Raw genomic sequence first — 17,287 nt, forward strand, 5'->3', positions numbered from 1 at the left:
ACTATTAATGCAAAAGCCATTTGATTTTGTCATCTTTGGGGGCGCTGGCGACCTTGCTTTGCGCAAGCTTATTCCGGCGTGGTATCGCGCCTATCGCGAAGGCCAGATGCCAAAAGGGTCACGAATTTTCGGCACCTCCCGTAAGCAGGAACAAGTTGACGGCTATCGCGACATGGTACGCGAAGCGGCGTTTAGCTTTCTGCGTGCCGATGAAATTGACAATGAAACCTGGGAAGAGTTCGAGCAGTGTGTGTTTGGTGTTTACATCAATATCACGGAAAATGATGAGCACTGGAGTAACCTTGCGAAAACTCTCGATGAAGGCAACGAAGAGCGTATTTTCTATATGGCGACGCCGCCGGCGGTGTTCTCGGCTTGCTGTAAGAATATTAACGACTCGGGCATGATCAGCGAAAATGCCCGCGTGGTGGTGGAAAAACCTCTGGGTTACGACGCCAAATCGGCCGAGGCGATTAACTCTGAAATCGCTCAGTACTTCGATGAAAACGCGATTTTCCGCATTGACCACTATCTTGGTAAAGAAACCGTACAGAACCTGATGGCGCTGCGCTTTACCAATTGTATGTTTGAACACCTGTGGGACTCTAAATCAATCGATCACGTAGAGATTAGCATCTCCGAAACTGTTGGCCTTGAAGGTCGCGCCAGTTTCTATGACGATGCCGGCGCACTGCGCGATATGGTGCAGAACCACCTGATGCAATTGCTGTGTCTGGTTGCCATGGAGCCACCCAGCAAGCTCAACGCCGACAGCATCCGCGCTGAAAAGCTCAAAGTGTTGGATGCATTGCGCCCCATTGTTGGCGATGATGTCGCCATCAATACTGTACGCGGTCAATACGCGGCCGGTGTTTCCGGCGGCAAAGAGGTCGCAGGTTATTTGGAAGAGCTGGGCAAAGACAGCAATACCGAAACGTTTGTGGCTATTCGTGCTCACATTGATAACTGGCGCTGGTCGAATGTGCCGTTTTATCTGCGTACCGGTAAGCGCTTAAAGCAACGCTGTGCCGAAATTATTGTTCAGTACAAAACCCCAACGCATCACATTTACCCGGATTCTGCCGGCAAAATGATCCCCAACCGTTTGGTGATTCAGCTGCAGCCGGATGAACGCGTACAAATGATTGTGACCTCCAATAATTTGGAGAAGCACGAGACCGAGTTGGTGCCTAGTGTACTCAATTTGAACCTAACCGATCACTACGAAAAATTCTATTCCGACGCCTACAAGCGTTTGATGCTGGATGCCGCTGCCAACAATCCGGCACTGTTTATTCACCGCAACGAAGTGGATGCCGCCTGGAAGTGGATCGATCCGATTATCGAAGCTTGGCAGCGCCCTGAAAACAAACCACACCCGTACCCATCAGGCAGCTGGGGTCCACAGGCCTCGGAAGACTTGTTGAAAGAGGGCGGTTGTTCCTGGTTTAACGTTGGCGAAAACATTAAAGGGGTATAGGCGCATGGCGGTAATAGAACGCTTTTTTGATTCTCGCGAAGCAATGATCGATGCGGTGTTTGAACATTCCATCGGTGCATTGCAAGCGGCCATAGGCGAGCGAGCGGCGGCCAGCTTTATGGTGTCGGGCGGCAGTTCGCCGGCACCAATCTATAAGCGTCTGTCTGAGGCGGATCTTGACTGGAAAAAAATTCAAGTCGCCTTGGTCGATGAACGCTGGGTCGATATCGACCACGACAAAAGCAACGAAGCTTTTATTGTTAATACCCTAATGCAAAACAACGCGACTAAGGCGACCTTGGTGGGCATGAAGAATTCTGCGGTCACCGCGGCGGATGGTATAGCAAAATGCGAGTCGGCTTATCAAAAATTGCCGTCGCCGTTCGATGTAACCGTACTCGGCATGGGCCCCGACGGTCACACCGCATCGCTGTTTCCTCACGCTAAAGGTTTAACCGAGTCGCTGGAAACCAACAATCTGTGCAGCGCCATTACCGCCATTAAAAGTGAAGTCACCGGCGATTGCACCGAACGTATGACGCTGTCACTTAAAGGCATTGTGAATTCACGCCACGTTTTGTTGCTGATTTCCGGTGACGAAAAATTGGCGACTTATCGCGAAGCATTGGCAGGTGACGATGTGGCAGCAATGCCCGTGCGTGCCGTACTTCAGCAGGACCAAGTGCCTGTAACTGTTTACTGGGCTCCATAAGAGCCAATTTGACGAAACTGTGAGGACATACAAGTGAGCCTGACCATTGACGAAATTTTGAAAGTGGCGCCGGTTGTACCGGTAATGGTAATTGAGAATTTGGAAGACGCCGTGCCACTGGCCCAGGCGCTGTACAACGGCGGCCTGAAGGTGTTGGAAATTACGCTGCGCACCCCCGTAGCATTGGATGCAATCAAAGCAATGGTCAGCGAGTTGCCAGAAGATGCCGTCATCGGTTCTGGCACCGTGGTTACTCCCGCCGATTTGCAAGCATCGGTCGATGCGGGCGCTAAGTTTATGGTGAGTCCCGGTACTACGCCGGCGCTGATTGAAGCGGCAAAAAATTGCCCGGTTCCTTTGTTGCCCGGTATCGCCACGCCTTCAGAGGCGATGAACCTGTACACCCAAGGCTTTAAGCACCTTAAGTTCTTCCCGGCGGAAGCGGCCGGCGGTGTTGCCATGGTGAAATCTATTGGTGGCCCTCTGCCACAGATTACGTTCTGCCCAACGGGCGGTATTAATTTAGAAAAAGCGCCGACTTACCTGGCACTGCCCAACGTTGCGTGTGTTGGTGGTACCTGGATGGCGCCTAAGAATCTCATCACTGAAAAGAAATGGGACGAAATTGAGACTCTTGCTCGTCAGGCCGCTAGCCTCGAGCGTTAATTGAACCGAGATTGAGCTTTTATCTTGCCCGCGCGGGCAAAGAAAAATAGACAGGAGAGAAACACATGACGATTAAAGTAGCTATTAATGGTTACGGACGCATCGGCCGCAATGTACTGCGCGCCTTGTACGAATCAGATTACCGCGATCGCATTCAGATCGTAGCTGTAAACGACTTGGGTGATGCCGGTTTGAACGCGCACCTGACCAAGTACGATTCCGTACATGGCCGTTTCCCCGGTGAAGTATCTGTTGATGGCGACAAAATGATTGTCAACGGCGACGAAATTCAAATCACCGCTGAGCGCAACCCCGCAGACCTGCCTTGGGGCAAATTGGGTGTTGACGTGGTTTACGAATGTACCGGCATTTTCACCAGCCGCGACAAAGCCAAATTGCACCTCGATGCCGGCGCCAAGAAAGTGATCATTTCCGCTCCTGGTACCGACGTTGATGCAACCGTTGTCTACGGTGTTAACAACAATGTACTGAAAGCGTCTGACGAAATTATTTCTAACGCCTCTTGTACCACTAACTGTTTGGCGCCAGTGGCCAAAGTACTGAATGACAAGTTCGGTATTGAGCAAGGCTCTATGACCACTATCCACGCTTACACCAATGATCAGAACCTGAGTGATGTTTTCCACAAAGACATCTACCGCGCCCGCAGTGCCACTCAGTCTATGATTCCTACCTCTACCGGTGCCGCTCGCGCTGTAGGTTTAGTGCTGCCTGAGTTGCAAGGCAAGCTGGATGGCATGTCGGTACGTGTACCCACCATTAACGTTTCTCTGGTTGATTTGAACGTTCTGGTTAAGCAAGACGTTACCGTTGACGACATCAACGCGGCCATGAAAGAAGCGGCCGAAAAAGAAATGCCTGGCGTTTTGGTTTACAACGATGAGCCTCTGGTTTCCATCGACTTTAATCACCACCCAGCATCTTCGAACTTTGACTCTAAGCAAACCAAAGTGATGGGTTCGCGCTGGGTTAAAATCATGTCTTGGTATGATAACGAGTGGGGCTTCTCCAATCGCATGCTGGACAACACCATCGCACTGATGAACGCTAAGTAAGAGAGAAAGTCATGTTACGCCGCACTAAAATCGTCAGTACCCTAGGCCCTGCTTCTGAGTCAGAAGAAGTTCTTGAGAAACTCATCCTCGCCGGCGTCAACGTCGTGCGTTTGAACTTTTCTCACGGTTCTCCTGAAGACCACAAAAATCGCGCTGAGACGGTTCGCCGTCTCGCCGCCAAGCACAACCTTTATGTGGCTGTGTTGGGCGATTTGCAAGGTCCCAAAATCCGTATCTCTCGCTTTGCCGACGGCCCCATTAAATTGGCCATCGGCGATAAATTTATTCTGGATGCTTCGTTAGAGCGTGATGCCGGCAACCAGGAGCGTGTTGGTATCGACTACAAAGAGCTGCCAGGTGACTGTAAGCCAGGCGACAAGCTGTTGCTGGATGACGGTCGTGTTGTACTCGACGTCGATAAAATCGAAGGCACCGAAGTTCACTGTACCACCAGCGTTGCCGGACCTTTGTCGAACAACAAAGGTATTAACCGTCAAGGCGGTGGCCTGTCTGCACCGGCACTGACCGAGAAAGATTTGGCCGATATTAAAACCGCGGCTGAAATCGACGTGGATTATCTGGCTGTGTCGTTCCCGCGTAGCGCCGAAGACATGGACCAAGCGCGCCGATTGCTGAACGAAGCGGGCGGCAAAGCGGGTCTGGTGTCTAAAATCGAACGCGCTGAAGCAGTGGCCGACGACGAGACTTTGGTATCGATTATCAAAGCCAGTGATGCCGTAATGGTCGCGCGTGGTGACCTGGGTGTGGAAATCGGCGATGAAGAACTGATTGGTGTGCAAAAGCGCATTATCAACCACTCGCGCGCGCAAAACCGCACCGTTATCACCGCAACGCAAATGATGGAGTCGATGATCAATTCACCACTGCCAACCCGCGCCGAAGTATTCGACGTGGCAAACGCCGTGCTGGATGGCACCGATGCCGTGATGTTGTCAGCGGAAACCGCCGCCGGTAACTTCCCGGTTGAAACCGTAGAAGCCATGGCTCGCGTTATTGTCGGTGCCGAAAAGCACCCGCAGTTGAGCTACACCAACTACCGTTTCGATCAAGACTTTGGCTCTATCGATCAGTCTATTGCGTTGGCCACTATGTACACTGCCAACCACCTGTCGGGTGTTAAAGCTATTATCGCTTTGACCGAGTCTGGCACCACGCCACGATTGATGTCGCGGGTTGGCTCAGCGCTGCCAATTTTCGCGTTCTCACGTCACATCGACACGCAGCGTCGCGTTGCCCTGTACCGCGGTGTGCAACCTGTGCCTTTCGATACCGAAGCTGTACCGAGTAAGGAAGACTACACTCGTGCGATTGAAGTGCTTAAGCAAGACGGTGTGTTGGTCGATGGCGACCTGGTTATTCTGACCGCTGGTGACAGCACTCAGCTTGGTGGCACCAACACCATGAAAGTGTTGCGCGTCGGTGATAAGATCGGCTAATGCCGCCAGATCGTGCACGACCAAAACGGCAGCTTCGGCTGCCGTTTTTTGTGGCTGATTGTTCATCATTACCGCTGTACTAAGGAAACCACCATGACCGCCATGCGTTTACTCATTGCCACCTGCCTTGTCGTTAGCGCAAGTGTCAGTAATGCGTCAGAGGACCTACTGTTAGCACTCAAGGGTGAGTGGATTCAAGGCGGCATATTGCGCGGGCAGGTGGTACCCGGCAGTGAGGTGCGTGTCAACGATGAGGCGATCGATGTGGGCCCGCAGGGCGAAATCGTCCTGGGCTTGGGGCGCGATGAACCCGAAACCGTGTTGCTGAATGTGCGCAAGGGCGAGCAGAGCTGGAGTAAGCGCTACCCGGTGGCGCGCAAAGACTACAAAATTCAGCGCGTGGAGGGCGTGCCGCAACAAACCGTAACCCCGTCTGCGGCGCAGCGCGAGCGCTCGCGCAAAGAGGCCGAGAAAGTCTGGCTGGCGCGCCAAACCCAGCGCGCAACCACCGATTACATGCAAGAGTTTCAGTGGCCGGTGCTCGGTCCTATTAGCGGTGTCTATGGCTCGCAGCGCTTTTACAATGGCGAGCCGCGCCGTCCGCATTACGGCGTGGATGTCGCCAGGCCCACCGGTACCAAAGTGGTGGCGCCGGCGGCAGGCTTGGTGACTTTGGCCGAGCCAGACTTGTTCTATTCCGGTGGCACGCTGATTATTGACCATGGCCACCGTTTAACCTCAACGTTTTTGCACTTATCGAAACTGCATGTCGCGGTAGGGCAGGCCGTAGAGCAGGGCGATTTGATCGGTGAGGTGGGTGCCAGCGGCCGCGCCACAGGCCCACACCTCGACTGGCGCATGAACTGGCGTGATCGCCGGGTCGACCCCACCACCTTGGTCGGCCCTATGCCCGAGTGGCAGGAGTAACGCGCCGTCCCAATGTGGACAAAAACTAGCCACTGGCTGAGTAGACACTGGTCCTCACTTTTGCGCGCTTTTATCACGCCTCAGGTATAGCCTCTGGCAATCGTTCAATTAGCGACAACGAGCCGCAAACCCGCAAGACACAAAGGCTCTGGCGGTGTAAACTAGCTGGCCATTTAATGGCCGGGCTATTAACAACCTTTAATTTAAGGACACGGCATGCTCGATAAAAAATTGCTCAGTATTCTCGTCTGCCCCGTCAGTAAGGGCGAGTTGGAATACCTACCGGAACAGTCCGAACTCGTCTGCTGGGAAAGTGGCTTAGCCTACCCGGTGCGCGATGGCATTCCTGTGATGCTGGAAACCGAGGCGCGCACACTGACCGACGAAGAAAAACAAGCACACAAGCACCGCTAACACCGATTGATTAGACCTACGGAAACATTATGAAAAGCGCTGAAATTCGCGACGCCTTTTTGCGTTACTTCGAGTCCAAGGGACACAGCATTGTGCCTTCCAGTTCATTGGTGCCGGGCAACGACCCGACCTTGCTGTTTACCAATGCGGGCATGAACCAGTTTAAGGATGTCTTTCTGGGGGCCGACAAACGCTCTTACAGTCGTGCCACCAGCTCGCAGCGCTGCGTGCGCGCCGGCGGTAAGCACAATGATTTGGAAAACGTCGGCTATACCGCTCGCCACCATACCTTTTTCGAAATGCTGGGTAACTTCAGTTTTGGCGATTACTTTAAGCGCGACGCGATTCAGTTTGCCTGGGAATTTTTAACCGGTGTACTTAAATTGCCGGAAGATCGGCTGTGGATTACCGTGCATATCTCCGATGACGAAGCGGCCGATATTTGGCTCAAGGAAATAGGCGTAAGCGCCGATCGCTTCTCACGCCTCGATGAAGACAACTTTTGGCAAATGGGTGACACCGGTCCTTGCGGCCCCAGTTCGGAAATCTTTTTCGACCACGGCGCGGACATTCCCGGCGGCCCACCGGGCAGCGCAAACGATGACCTCGATCGCTACATTGAAATTTGGAATCTGGTGTTCATGCAGTTCGAGCGCCAGAGCGACGGCGAACTCAAACCCTTGCCCAATCCATCCATTGATACCGGTATGGGCCTTGAGCGCATCGCGGCGGTTATGCAGGGTGTTCACAACAACTACGACATCGACCTGTTTCAGCACTTGTTAAAAGCGGCAGCCGCGGCCACAGGTAGCACCGATTTGGCAAACAAATCCCTGCGCGTTATTGCCGACCATATTCGCTCCAGTGCGTTTTTAATCAGTGACGGTGTGTTGCCCTCGAACGAAGGCCGCGGCTATGTGCTGCGCCGCATTATTCGCCGCGCGATTCGTCACGGCCACAAGCTGGGCCAGTCCGGCAACTTCTTTCATACGCTGGTTTCGGCTCTGGCCGATGTTATGGGCCAAGCCTACCCGGAGTTGATCGAGCGCCAGGCGCAAATCGCCAAGGTGTTACTGGCCGAGGAAGAACAGTTCGCCAAAACCCTCGACAAGGGTATGTCGGTTTTGGAAGACGCCCTGTCTGCCCTTAAAGGCAAAGAAATTCCCGGCGATGTGGTGTTCACCTTGTACGACACCTACGGCTTTCCGCTCGACTTAACGGCCGACATTGCCCGCGAGCGCGATCTGACCATTGATGAAGCCGGCTACACAGCCGCTATGGACGCGCAGCGCAAACGCGCCCGCGCCGCCGGCGCCTTTAAAGTGGATTACACCCAGCTTACTCTGGATGTTCCCGCCACTGAATTTACCGGTTACTCAGAACTGGCAGGCGCCAGCCAAGTGCTGTTGGTGGTGAACGAAGGCAACGTGATTGATCACGCCGGTGAGGGCGACGAGGTTGCTCTGGTGCTGGACCAAACGCCCTTTTACGCCGAGTCTGGCGGTCAGGTAGGCGACAGCGGTTATATCGACGCCGACGGCATGCGCTTTGAAGTGCGCGACTGCGTCAAACAGGGCAACCACTTTTTGCACGTGGGCCGGGTACTGACCGGCTCGGTCAAAACCGGCGACAGCGTGCGCGGTGAAGTGACCTCCGAGGTGCGTCAGGCCACAGCGCTGAATCACTCGGCCACCCACTTAATGCACGCGGCCTTGCGTCAGGTGCTGGGTGAGCACGTCACGCAAAAAGGCTCACTGGTGGATTCCGAGCGCTTGCGTTTTGACTTCTCCCATTTCGAGTCTGTGAAGCCCGAAGAAATTAAAGCCATCGAGGCTTTGGTGAACGAACAAATTCTCGCCAATACACCGGTGACCACCGAGCTGTGCGATATGGAAGCCGCGCAAGAAAAAGGCGCCATGGCACTGTTTGGTGAAAAGTACGGTGAGCAAGTGCGCGTGCTTAGCATGGGCCAGAACAATTTCTCGGTAGAACTGTGCGGCGGTACTCACGTGGCGCGCACGGGCGATATCGGCCAAATGCGTATTGTCAGTGAATCGGGTATTGCCTCGGGCGTGCGCCGCATTGAAGCCATTACCGGTAAAAATGCCCTGGCCGCCTTCGACAGCGCCCAGCAGCGTTTGGCCGAAGCGGCGAGCCTGATTAAGGCAACTCCCGATAACTTGCTGGAAAAACTCGAGCAGTTAAACGCGGCCAACCGCAAGTTAGAGAAAGACCTCAACCAACTGAAAACCAAACTGGCCACCGCCGGTAGCCGTGATCTTACCGCTGAGGCGGTCGAGGTGGATGGCATTAAAGTATTGGCGGCCAAGCTGGAAGGCGCCGATGCCAAATCGCTGCGCGATAGCGCCGATCAGCTTAAAAACAAACTGGGTAGTGGCGTGGTATTACTCGCCGCCGATGACGACGGCAAGGTCGCGCTCGTGGCGGGCGTTACCAAAGATGTGACCGGCCGTGTAAAAGCGGGCGACCTGATGCGCATGGTCGCGGAGAAAGTCGGCGGTAAAGGCGGCGGTCGGCCGGATATGGCGCAAGGTGGTGGCACCGATGTGGCCGCCATCGACGGTGCGCTGGCCGCGGTTGTGCCCTGGGTTAAAGAGCAAATCGGCGCCTAAACGGTGTCTATGACGGTTTTATGGCCAAGATGTTAAAAATTGTATAACAGGGAAACAAACTGTTTAACATTTGTCTTAGTTTAGTGTTTAATTGCGGCCTTTTTTGCCCAACTGCATAGAAATGCGCCAATTAAACGGATTGTGTGAGGAATAGGCCGAGAATGAGCTTATTGGTACAGAAGTATGGCGGTACCTCAGTAGGGACCGTAGAACGCATTGGGGCGGTAGCGGATAAAGTTGCCGGCTTCAGGGAGCAGGGCCACGATATGGTGGTTGTGGTTTCCGCCATGAGTGGCGAGACCAACCGCTTGATTGCGTTGGCGAACGATATTCAGGAGCGGCCAGACCCACGGGAAATGGACGTTCTGGTGTCTACCGGCGAACAAGTGACCATAGCACTGCTGTGCATGGCCTTGAAAAAACGCGGATGGGACGCACGTTCTTATACCGGCGGGCAGGTTCGGATTCTGACGGATGACTCGCACACCAAGGCGCGCATTCAGGAGATCGACGAAGCCAATATGCGCGCCGACTTAGACGCCGGCCGGGTTGTGGTCGTCGCGGGCTTTCAGGGGGTGGATGCCAAGGGCAACATTACCACTCTGGGTCGCGGTGGCTCCGACACCACCGGTGTCGCGTTGGCGGCGGCGCTTAAGGCCGACGAGTGTCAGATCTACACCGATGTCGACGGCGTATACACCACCGACCCACGGGTTGTGGATCGGGCCCGTCGCCTGGAGAAGATTACCTTTGAAGAGATGCTGGAAATGGCCAGCCTCGGCTCCAAGGTGTTGCAGATTCGCGCGGTCGAATTTGCCGGCAAATACAATGTACCGCTGCGGGTTCTGTCCAGCTTTAAAGAAGGCCCCGGCACTTTGATTACCCTCGATGAGGAAGAGAACACTATGGAACAGCCCGTTGTCTCTGGGATTGCGTTTAACCGCGACGAAGCCAAAATCACCTTGGCCGGCATTCCCGACACACCCGGTATCGCGTCAAAGATCTTGGCTCCCGTGGGTGAGGCCAACGTTGAGGTAGACGTTATTGTGCAAAACGTCGGTGCGGACAACACCACCGATCTGACCTTTACCGTTAACCGCGGTGATATGAACAAAACCGTCGAGCTGCTGAGCGCGGTTGCCAAAGAAATTGGCGCCCGTGAAGTCAGCGGTGACGATGCTATTGCCAAGGTGTCGATTGTGGGTGTGGGTATGCGCTCGCACGCAGGGGTTGCCTCGACTATGTTTAAAGCATTGGCCGAAGAGGGCATCAACATTCAGATGATCACCACCTCAGAAATTAAGATTTCGGTGATTATCAGCGAGAAATATCTGGAACTGGCTGTGCGCACCTTGCACAGTGCATTCGGCCTGGACGCTGAAGTAACCGCCTAAAAGGGCTTAGGCGCTGGCAACTGGGGGCGTCGGTCTAATACGGTGGTGAGTGGATAGGATATCCTGGGTTTGAAAAAACCCAACATTTTTATGGGGGCAACTCCCCTTTTTGCGAATTATGGACAATACTGTAAACAGGGATACGGAGTACCCGGTCACAGGGTGGAATACCGCAAAGGGGGTTTAACGTGAGCGGCATAGGATGGTAGGAGTCCGGCCGCAATATCAGGATGGATTTAAGGAGATAGTTATGTTGATTTTGACCCGCCGTATTGGCGAAACCTTAATGGTTGGCGATGAAGTTACGGTCACTGTTTTAGGTGTTAAGGGAAATCAGGTTCGTATTGGTGTGAATGCGCCAAAGGACATCGCAGTTCACCGCGAAGAGATTTACCAGCGCATTCAGCGCGAAAAGCAAAATCAGGATCTGGGTTAACCCAGATCACTGTTAAAAAAGGCGGCAACCAGCGGGTTGCCGTTTTTTTATGCGCATTGATTGCGACACCGGCAAATGCCCAAAAAAAGCCTTGGAAAAGTCCCTCAAGCCTTTGAATTTCTGCCAAATATGGTATGATGCCGCCCCAGTTGACGAGATGCTTTTAACGCACCTGAGCAGCTGAAAAACTCCGGAGAGGTGGCCGAGTGGCCGAAGGCGCTCCCCTGCTAAGGGAGTATACCTTGATCGGTATCGAGGGTTCGAATCCCTCCCTCTCCGCCATATAAAAGAAACCCAGCCAATGCGCTGGGTTTTTTATATGCGGTGTGGGAGGGTGAGGACCCTCGCCGGGTTCGACCCATTGCATGGAGCAATGGGAGCCGAGCGCCAGCGAGCCCGCAGGGTAAAACGCATGGACGCGTTTTGGCTCATCCCTCCCTCTCCGCTCCACCAGTCACGCGCCAAAGCTAGATCAGTTAATCTATCCCCCCTCGGTTCTATCGGGTTTCACGTCAGTCATCAGACGTCCGACATTAGACTATTTTTTAACCTTTTTGCCGGATTTCGCCCGGCAGGGCGAGCGACTTCTTTGGATGAGCAAAGAAGTAGCCAAGAAACTCACCCCGGCAACTGGCCCTCCGGGTTCCCTCGCTCCGGCTGGTTTTAGCGCGCCGTATCTACTCGCCGTCCCTGGCGAGTAGATGCTTGCGCAAACGTCCTGTTTGCTTACCCCCTAAAACCAACCTCCACTCGGCTCAGTGGCAATGGGGGAGGGGACTTCGTAGCGCGGCCTTGTTTTTCGTCAGACCTCAGACGTCGGACATCAGACTGTATTTCAACCTTTTTGCCGGATTTCGCCCGGCAAGGCGAGCTACTTCTTTGATGAGCAAAGAAGTAGCCAAGAAACTCACCCCTGTATAGTCCGCAACTGGCCCTTCGGGTTCCCTCGCTCCGGTTGAATTTGGAGGGCCGTCTCGACAGGCCATCCTTGGCCTGACGATACTTGCGCTCGCGTCCATGCGAGCTTACCCACCAAAATCAACCTCCACTCGGCTCAGTGGCATGGGGGAGGCCACTTCGTAGTTTGATTGGTTTTTTGCATCAGACCTCAGACATCCGACGTCCGACTTCTACAACTTGCCAAGTTGTAGAAAAGCTGGCACTCTTTTCCTCAAGTGTTTTACAGGTTGAGCCAAGTGGCCTTAATTTAGGCAATATCTGTAGATTTAACCAGCTGGAAGGTATCTAAGTACATCGGGAATGATGTGGCGCACTTTCCTTTCTTTGGTTACTTCAATTTTTAATGTTCGAGCGACACAGGTTAACGGTGTGTAGATTTAGACTCAGGTGGTTAGATGCGGACACTTGTTCCTAGATGTAGATATGGTGTCTAGATATGCCCATGCTTTTTAATTAACTGTTAAATGTAATCATATATCGGAGAAAATATGAGCCAGTTAGAAGAGACACAGGAATCGTTATCTCGAATGCAGGCATTCGATCCAAAAAGTCTCGCTAGAGAGGAAGACCTTGGAAAGAACTTTGATTTCTCTGCAGTAGTAGCGCCTGCGGGAAGGCTTATCCGCTTATATAATCAATTGGGTTTATCTACTCTCGATGACTTCCCAGATCAAATTCTTGCTCAAATCAAAAAGCAGGCGGACGCAGACTTTAACAGGTTTCAGCAGATTTTAGATTTTGACCCTACCGCTATTGAGAACCAGAATCCCAAGCAGCCAAGGGATAATTTAATTCAACAGGTAGGTAGTGCTTACGATCCTGCATTTCAGAAGCTATTTCCATTTATATCGTATGGAACCAGTAAAGCTGTGGATTTCCAGCGCATGGAGAACGAAGCCCGGGCAATGCTGCAAAATGTTAAAGATGAGGCTTCTGAAATTACAATCCAACTAAATGAGCATCAGGAACAAGCTCAGGAGGTACTCGCAGACGTCAGAAAAGTGGCGGCTGAACAAGGGGTATCTCAACAGGCTATTTACTTTAAAGACGAAGCCGAATCTCACGAAAAACTGGCTGAAACATGGAGGGGTAGAACGATAAAAATTGCATGGGGCTTAGGTGTGTATGCTCTATTCAGTATATTTTTTCACAAAATACCTTGGATTCAGCCAGATGACACCATTCAGTCAGTCCAGCTCATCACTAGCAAGGTTCTGATATTCTTTGTTATTTCTTACATACTGTTTCTTTCTTCAAAAAACTTTTTATCTCATAAGCACAGTGCCATTGTAAACAAACATCGGCAAAATGCATTAATGACGTATACCGCAATAACTGACTCGGCTGCAACGGAGGAAATTAAAGATGTAGTTTTAAATCACGCAGCATCATGCATTTTTTCTCCACAGGATACCGGCTTTATTAAGTCTGAATCGCAATCATCTCAGTCTTCACGCTCTATAGTTGAGCTTTTACCTAAAACTACTATGAAGCTTGATTCGTGAAAACATTTAACAAGCGGCTCCACGCAGACGCCCAAACCTACGTGCCTTTTGTGGTTTCGCTACGCTACACCTTAACACAAAAGGCTCTCCGGTTTGGCCGCTAGTGAGCCGGGCGTTACACGGTGGTCATATTAAGTCTGATTTCGACCCACAGCGGACATACATAAAGGATGGGGCGCAATTGTTGTATGTGTAGAAGAATAAAGTATCGATGAGCTCATAATTGACATGAACAGCGTAAATAACGAAATAATGAGCTGGGCTCGCCAAAACACAAATTCAATTCCTCTGAACCCATTGATCGCGATTGAAACCTAGTAGAGATATTTAATGTCCATACAAGCTGTCAGAGCACAAATCCGTTTTGCGTTGGAGCAACTAAAGCCACAAAACAAACATCATGGGTTCGAGGATATTACGCGAGAGTTTGCTAGACAACGGATTTGCAGAAATCTATTACCTGCAACAGGACCTGTAGGGGCAGGCGGTGACCAGGGTAGAGATTTTGAAACATTCAAAACCTATCTCGATTCGCCTATTGAAAATACTACTCTCTTCGAGGGTAACTCTAAACAGGGAAATATCTTTTTTGCCTGCTCTCTTCAGGAAAAGATTGTCGCCAAAATACGCGCCGATATTAAGTCTATTTTTTCCCAAACAGATGAAAGAAGGCCTATTTTCTTTTTCTGTGTTGAGGATGTCCCGGTTGCAAAGCGGAATCAGCTAATAAAATGGTGCAATAATAACTATGGAGTTGAGCTTCAAATCTTTGATGGTCAGGCGCTTTCAGAGAACTTGAGTGACCCCGATATTTTTTGGATTGTAGAAGAGTTTTTGCATATTCCTGCTGATATATATCCTGCCTCCAGCACGGATGATGAAATTTACACTGAATATAAAGTGCGCTGGATAAAGAATGGCGGGCAGCCAATTAATATTTCTGATTTCTGCCAAATAAAATATGGCCTTCGTGAGGCTACTTATAATGAAAAATTAAAAGTCGACATACCTAGTTGGATATCAGCAATTAGTAAGATGCTTGAAGCTAATGATGGTCCAATAAAACGTAAAATACAGTATGAAATCTGCGTGTCTGGTTTGCGCGGACAAAAGAACTTAACTCAATATAGGAATATTGTTGAAGAGTACTTTGCGAGTTTAGATGAGATTGATGATCCGCTGCAATTGACAGATATGTGCGTACTTCTTAGTTTTTGTTCTACTGGAAAATTGCTTGGTGAGTTTGAAGTCGAGGCCGAGTACTTGCATGATCTTTCCAAGCGCCTGATGTCCCGTATTGACCATTTTTTAGATGAAGACCTTGGTGATAATACTCGCTGCATATTGATTGAAGCCAAGGCGAGGGCCTATCTATTACAGTTTTATAAGGGAGTTGATCCAGGTTTTGATTTAGATACAGCTTTTAAATGGTGGAGAAAGCTGGTTGATAATATTGATAAGGCGCCATTGTTCCCTTTGGAGCAGTTTTCTGATGTCATGGTTGCATTAACCAATATGATTGGAGAAGATGAGCGATTTTTAGAGATCACCGACAAATTAGATGATTTGCTGGCTGCTCGTATGGGTGGGCATGCTGCGGCTGATAAATGTCGAGACCGGGCGATGGCTTTTTATGATAATGGGAAAATTATTCAGGCTATCGAACACCTTCATCGTGTAAAAATTAACTGGTTTTCAGCCGAGGCGCTCGGTGGAACCATAGTGGCATCACGTTTTATTGCTCAGTGCTACGATGAGTTGGGTATGAAATATGCCGCAAAATATTACTTGCTTTCATCATTCATATTGGCATTTCGATCAGATAATGAGGATTTACACCCATTAATTAGCAAGTGTATTTTCCAAGCATCCGAGGTTACTTATGGAGCTGGTGATTGGTTTTCATATTTTTCGATGATGCGTTTGGGACTATTTACGCACCATCGCTTTGATAATAAGCCCTTGGATCTTACAGAGCATGATAGCTTGCAAAGGGCGATTTTTTACTCCTTGATTATCCGGTCATTATCCAAACGCTTTTGGCCGGATGCTTATGAACATGTAGAGCAGTGCCTAGACGAGTTTTTATTGGACGAGAAAATGCGAACTGAACTCAAGAAAATAGCAGATGATTTGCCTGAAGATAATTTTTGGCGCTCGGCACCCTATGAAGATATTTGGCACAAGATAGAGGAACATCTCACGGGGATGCCTTTTTCAGATACTGGTGATACACGCGTTATTTCTTGGAAAGCACTGGGTATTTACTGGGAGGTGTATTTCGATAACTCCTATGAAATTACCAGAGTTTCAGAGGAGTTTGTGGCAGTTTTGCAAATAGCGCTAGTCGATCTTGCGCAAGATGACTATCAGCTGTTGCCAGTAAAAATAGAAATTAATGCGATCTTATCTAAAGATGGTAAGTTCGATGTAAAAGAACGTCCAGATAACGATAAGTTAAAGTGGGATATTTTTATTCCTCCATTTAAGCCTCAAAAGCATTCCGCTATGGACACAAGGACAAATGAGGTTTTTGCTTATACAGTTTCTGCTTTGGCATATTGCTCAATGCTTAGCCAAAATGAATTTCAGTCTAAGCTGGGGAAAGCTATGAAAAAAGGCCTTTCAAGTAAGACCTTTTTTGGTAGGCCATATCCAGAGTTATACAAAGAAATCATCACGGAAGATTTATTTAATGAAGAGCTTAGAAGGAAGCTGAGTGCAAAAGAGACAGACAAAGAGTTTTGCTATCCTGAGCATACGCAGCTGGCGTGGATAAGCGGTCCTGGAGCAAATTTCACTGAAGATGAGGGGCGGGAGCACGCAAAAAATCGCTATGAGCGCCTAGCTGGTATGGTGGATATCATTTGGCCAAAAATTATGATGAGTGAGTATCACAGATCATTTGTGGAGAAGCTGCATAATGACGGTTATCTCGATTGGCATATTTCGGTTATTGTCTGTAATGCAGTATGTAATCATATCGTGCATAAAGAGCTGGGGTTGAACCCAGTCGATAAAGAGACTGCTGATGCAACGAGAAAAGCTATGTATTCTATCTTTGATGGTGAGATGAATGATCTTTTACAGAACTTCGATGTCGACCGGGTGCCAATTTCTGATCTGGAGATACAGGAAGAAATTAGTTTTATGAGTATAATGAAAACTTGGTACCTGGAGCCTGCATCTCCTATGCAGGCCCCAAACTTTGAAGGAATAAAGCAGTTTTTAATTTCTCGCTATAGAATTTTTGAGCTTGATGCTCCGCACAAGCCTCTATTTGATTCCTAGTTGATTTTAGATGCATTGGTATGTGCGTGTTTTTAGAGAGGAGTATGCGCCCCCGTCCATATTAACGGGTGGGTTTATGATCATATTAAAAGGGGTTTAGGTAACACCCACAGTGAGAAATTCCGGGGACAGTTCACCTAACTACATGTCCTTACTAAACGAATTAAGTAAACTATCCCTCGAATTCCAAGCCAAATGTAGTGGCATAGTTAATTTGGCCACCTAATTAGAGGTGATATGATCACTTCTTAGACACATAGGTGACCAATGAGTAAACGAACAAGACCAACTTTTAGCCCCGAGTTTAGACTGGAATCGGCCCAGCTGGTAGTCGAT

The 17,287-nt window shown here is 50.3% G+C and carries 12 protein-coding genes and 1 tRNA gene; all 13 read left to right on the forward strand.

Annotated features, from left to right (window positions below; all coding sequences use genetic code 11):
- The first annotated feature begins 7 nt into the window (after positions 1-7).
- Positions 8-1,480, forward strand: a complete 1,473-nt coding sequence (gene zwf / locus QWI17_RS12680; protein ID WP_302722882.1) for a glucose-6-phosphate dehydrogenase — start codon at positions 8-10, stop codon at positions 1,478-1,480.
- Between the two features lie 4 nt (positions 1,481-1,484).
- On the forward strand, positions 1,485-2,192 hold the full coding sequence (pgl, locus tag QWI17_RS12685; RefSeq protein WP_302722883.1) for a 6-phosphogluconolactonase: 708 nt from the start codon (positions 1,485-1,487) through the stop codon (positions 2,190-2,192).
- A gap of 33 nt (positions 2,193-2,225) precedes the next feature.
- On the forward strand, positions 2,226-2,858 hold the full coding sequence (locus tag QWI17_RS12690; RefSeq protein WP_302722884.1) for a bifunctional 4-hydroxy-2-oxoglutarate aldolase/2-dehydro-3-deoxy-phosphogluconate aldolase: 633 nt from the start codon (positions 2,226-2,228) through the stop codon (positions 2,856-2,858).
- A gap of 65 nt (positions 2,859-2,923) precedes the next feature.
- Positions 2,924-3,934: a type I glyceraldehyde-3-phosphate dehydrogenase gene (gene gap / locus QWI17_RS12695; protein ID WP_302722885.1), complete on the forward strand. Its 1,011-nt coding sequence runs from the start codon at positions 2,924-2,926 to the stop codon at positions 3,932-3,934.
- An 11-nt stretch (positions 3,935-3,945) separates the two neighbouring features.
- Positions 3,946-5,391 (forward strand): pyruvate kinase, encoded by a 1,446-nt coding sequence (pyk, locus tag QWI17_RS12700; protein WP_302722886.1) that lies wholly within the window; start codon positions 3,946-3,948, stop codon positions 5,389-5,391.
- A gap of 93 nt (positions 5,392-5,484) precedes the next feature.
- Positions 5,485-6,318, forward strand: coding sequence for a M23 family metallopeptidase (locus QWI17_RS12705; protein ID WP_302722887.1), 834 nt, complete (start codon positions 5,485-5,487; stop codon positions 6,316-6,318).
- Between the two features lie 216 nt (positions 6,319-6,534).
- The gene (locus QWI17_RS12710) at positions 6,535-6,732 is read left to right on the forward strand and encodes a Trm112 family protein (RefSeq protein ID WP_302722888.1); all 198 of its coding nucleotides are present in this window, start codon (positions 6,535-6,537) and stop codon (positions 6,730-6,732) included.
- A 29-nt stretch (positions 6,733-6,761) separates the two neighbouring features.
- Positions 6,762-9,365: an alanine--tRNA ligase gene (gene alaS / locus QWI17_RS12715; RefSeq protein WP_302722889.1), complete on the forward strand. Its 2,604-nt coding sequence runs from the start codon at positions 6,762-6,764 to the stop codon at positions 9,363-9,365.
- 161 nt (positions 9,366-9,526) lie between these two features.
- Entirely contained in the window at positions 9,527-10,759 is a 1,233-nt protein-coding gene (locus QWI17_RS12720) for an aspartate kinase (protein WP_302722890.1), read from the forward strand.
- Between the two features lie 250 nt (positions 10,760-11,009).
- The gene (csrA, locus tag QWI17_RS12725) at positions 11,010-11,195 is read left to right on the forward strand and encodes a carbon storage regulator CsrA (RefSeq protein WP_302722891.1); all 186 of its coding nucleotides are present in this window, start codon (positions 11,010-11,012) and stop codon (positions 11,193-11,195) included.
- 192 nt (positions 11,196-11,387) lie between these two features.
- Positions 11,388-11,477: transfer RNA gene (locus QWI17_RS12730), tRNA-Ser, on the forward strand.
- A 1,166-nt stretch (positions 11,478-12,643) separates the two neighbouring features.
- A complete protein-coding gene (locus QWI17_RS12735; RefSeq protein WP_302722892.1) occupies positions 12,644-13,660 on the forward strand; it encodes a DUF6161 domain-containing protein in 1,017 nt (338 codons plus the stop codon).
- Positions 13,661-13,990: 330 nt separating this feature from the next.
- Complete coding sequence (locus QWI17_RS12740; RefSeq protein ID WP_302722893.1) at positions 13,991-16,951, forward strand: hypothetical protein; 2,961 nt, start codon at positions 13,991-13,993, stop codon at positions 16,949-16,951.
- Positions 16,952-17,287 lie beyond the last annotated feature (336 nt).

It is taken from the genome of Gilvimarinus gilvus (assembly GCF_030518155.1).
In the GTDB taxonomy this organism is placed as follows: domain Bacteria; phylum Pseudomonadota; class Gammaproteobacteria; order Pseudomonadales; family Cellvibrionaceae; genus Gilvimarinus; species Gilvimarinus gilvus.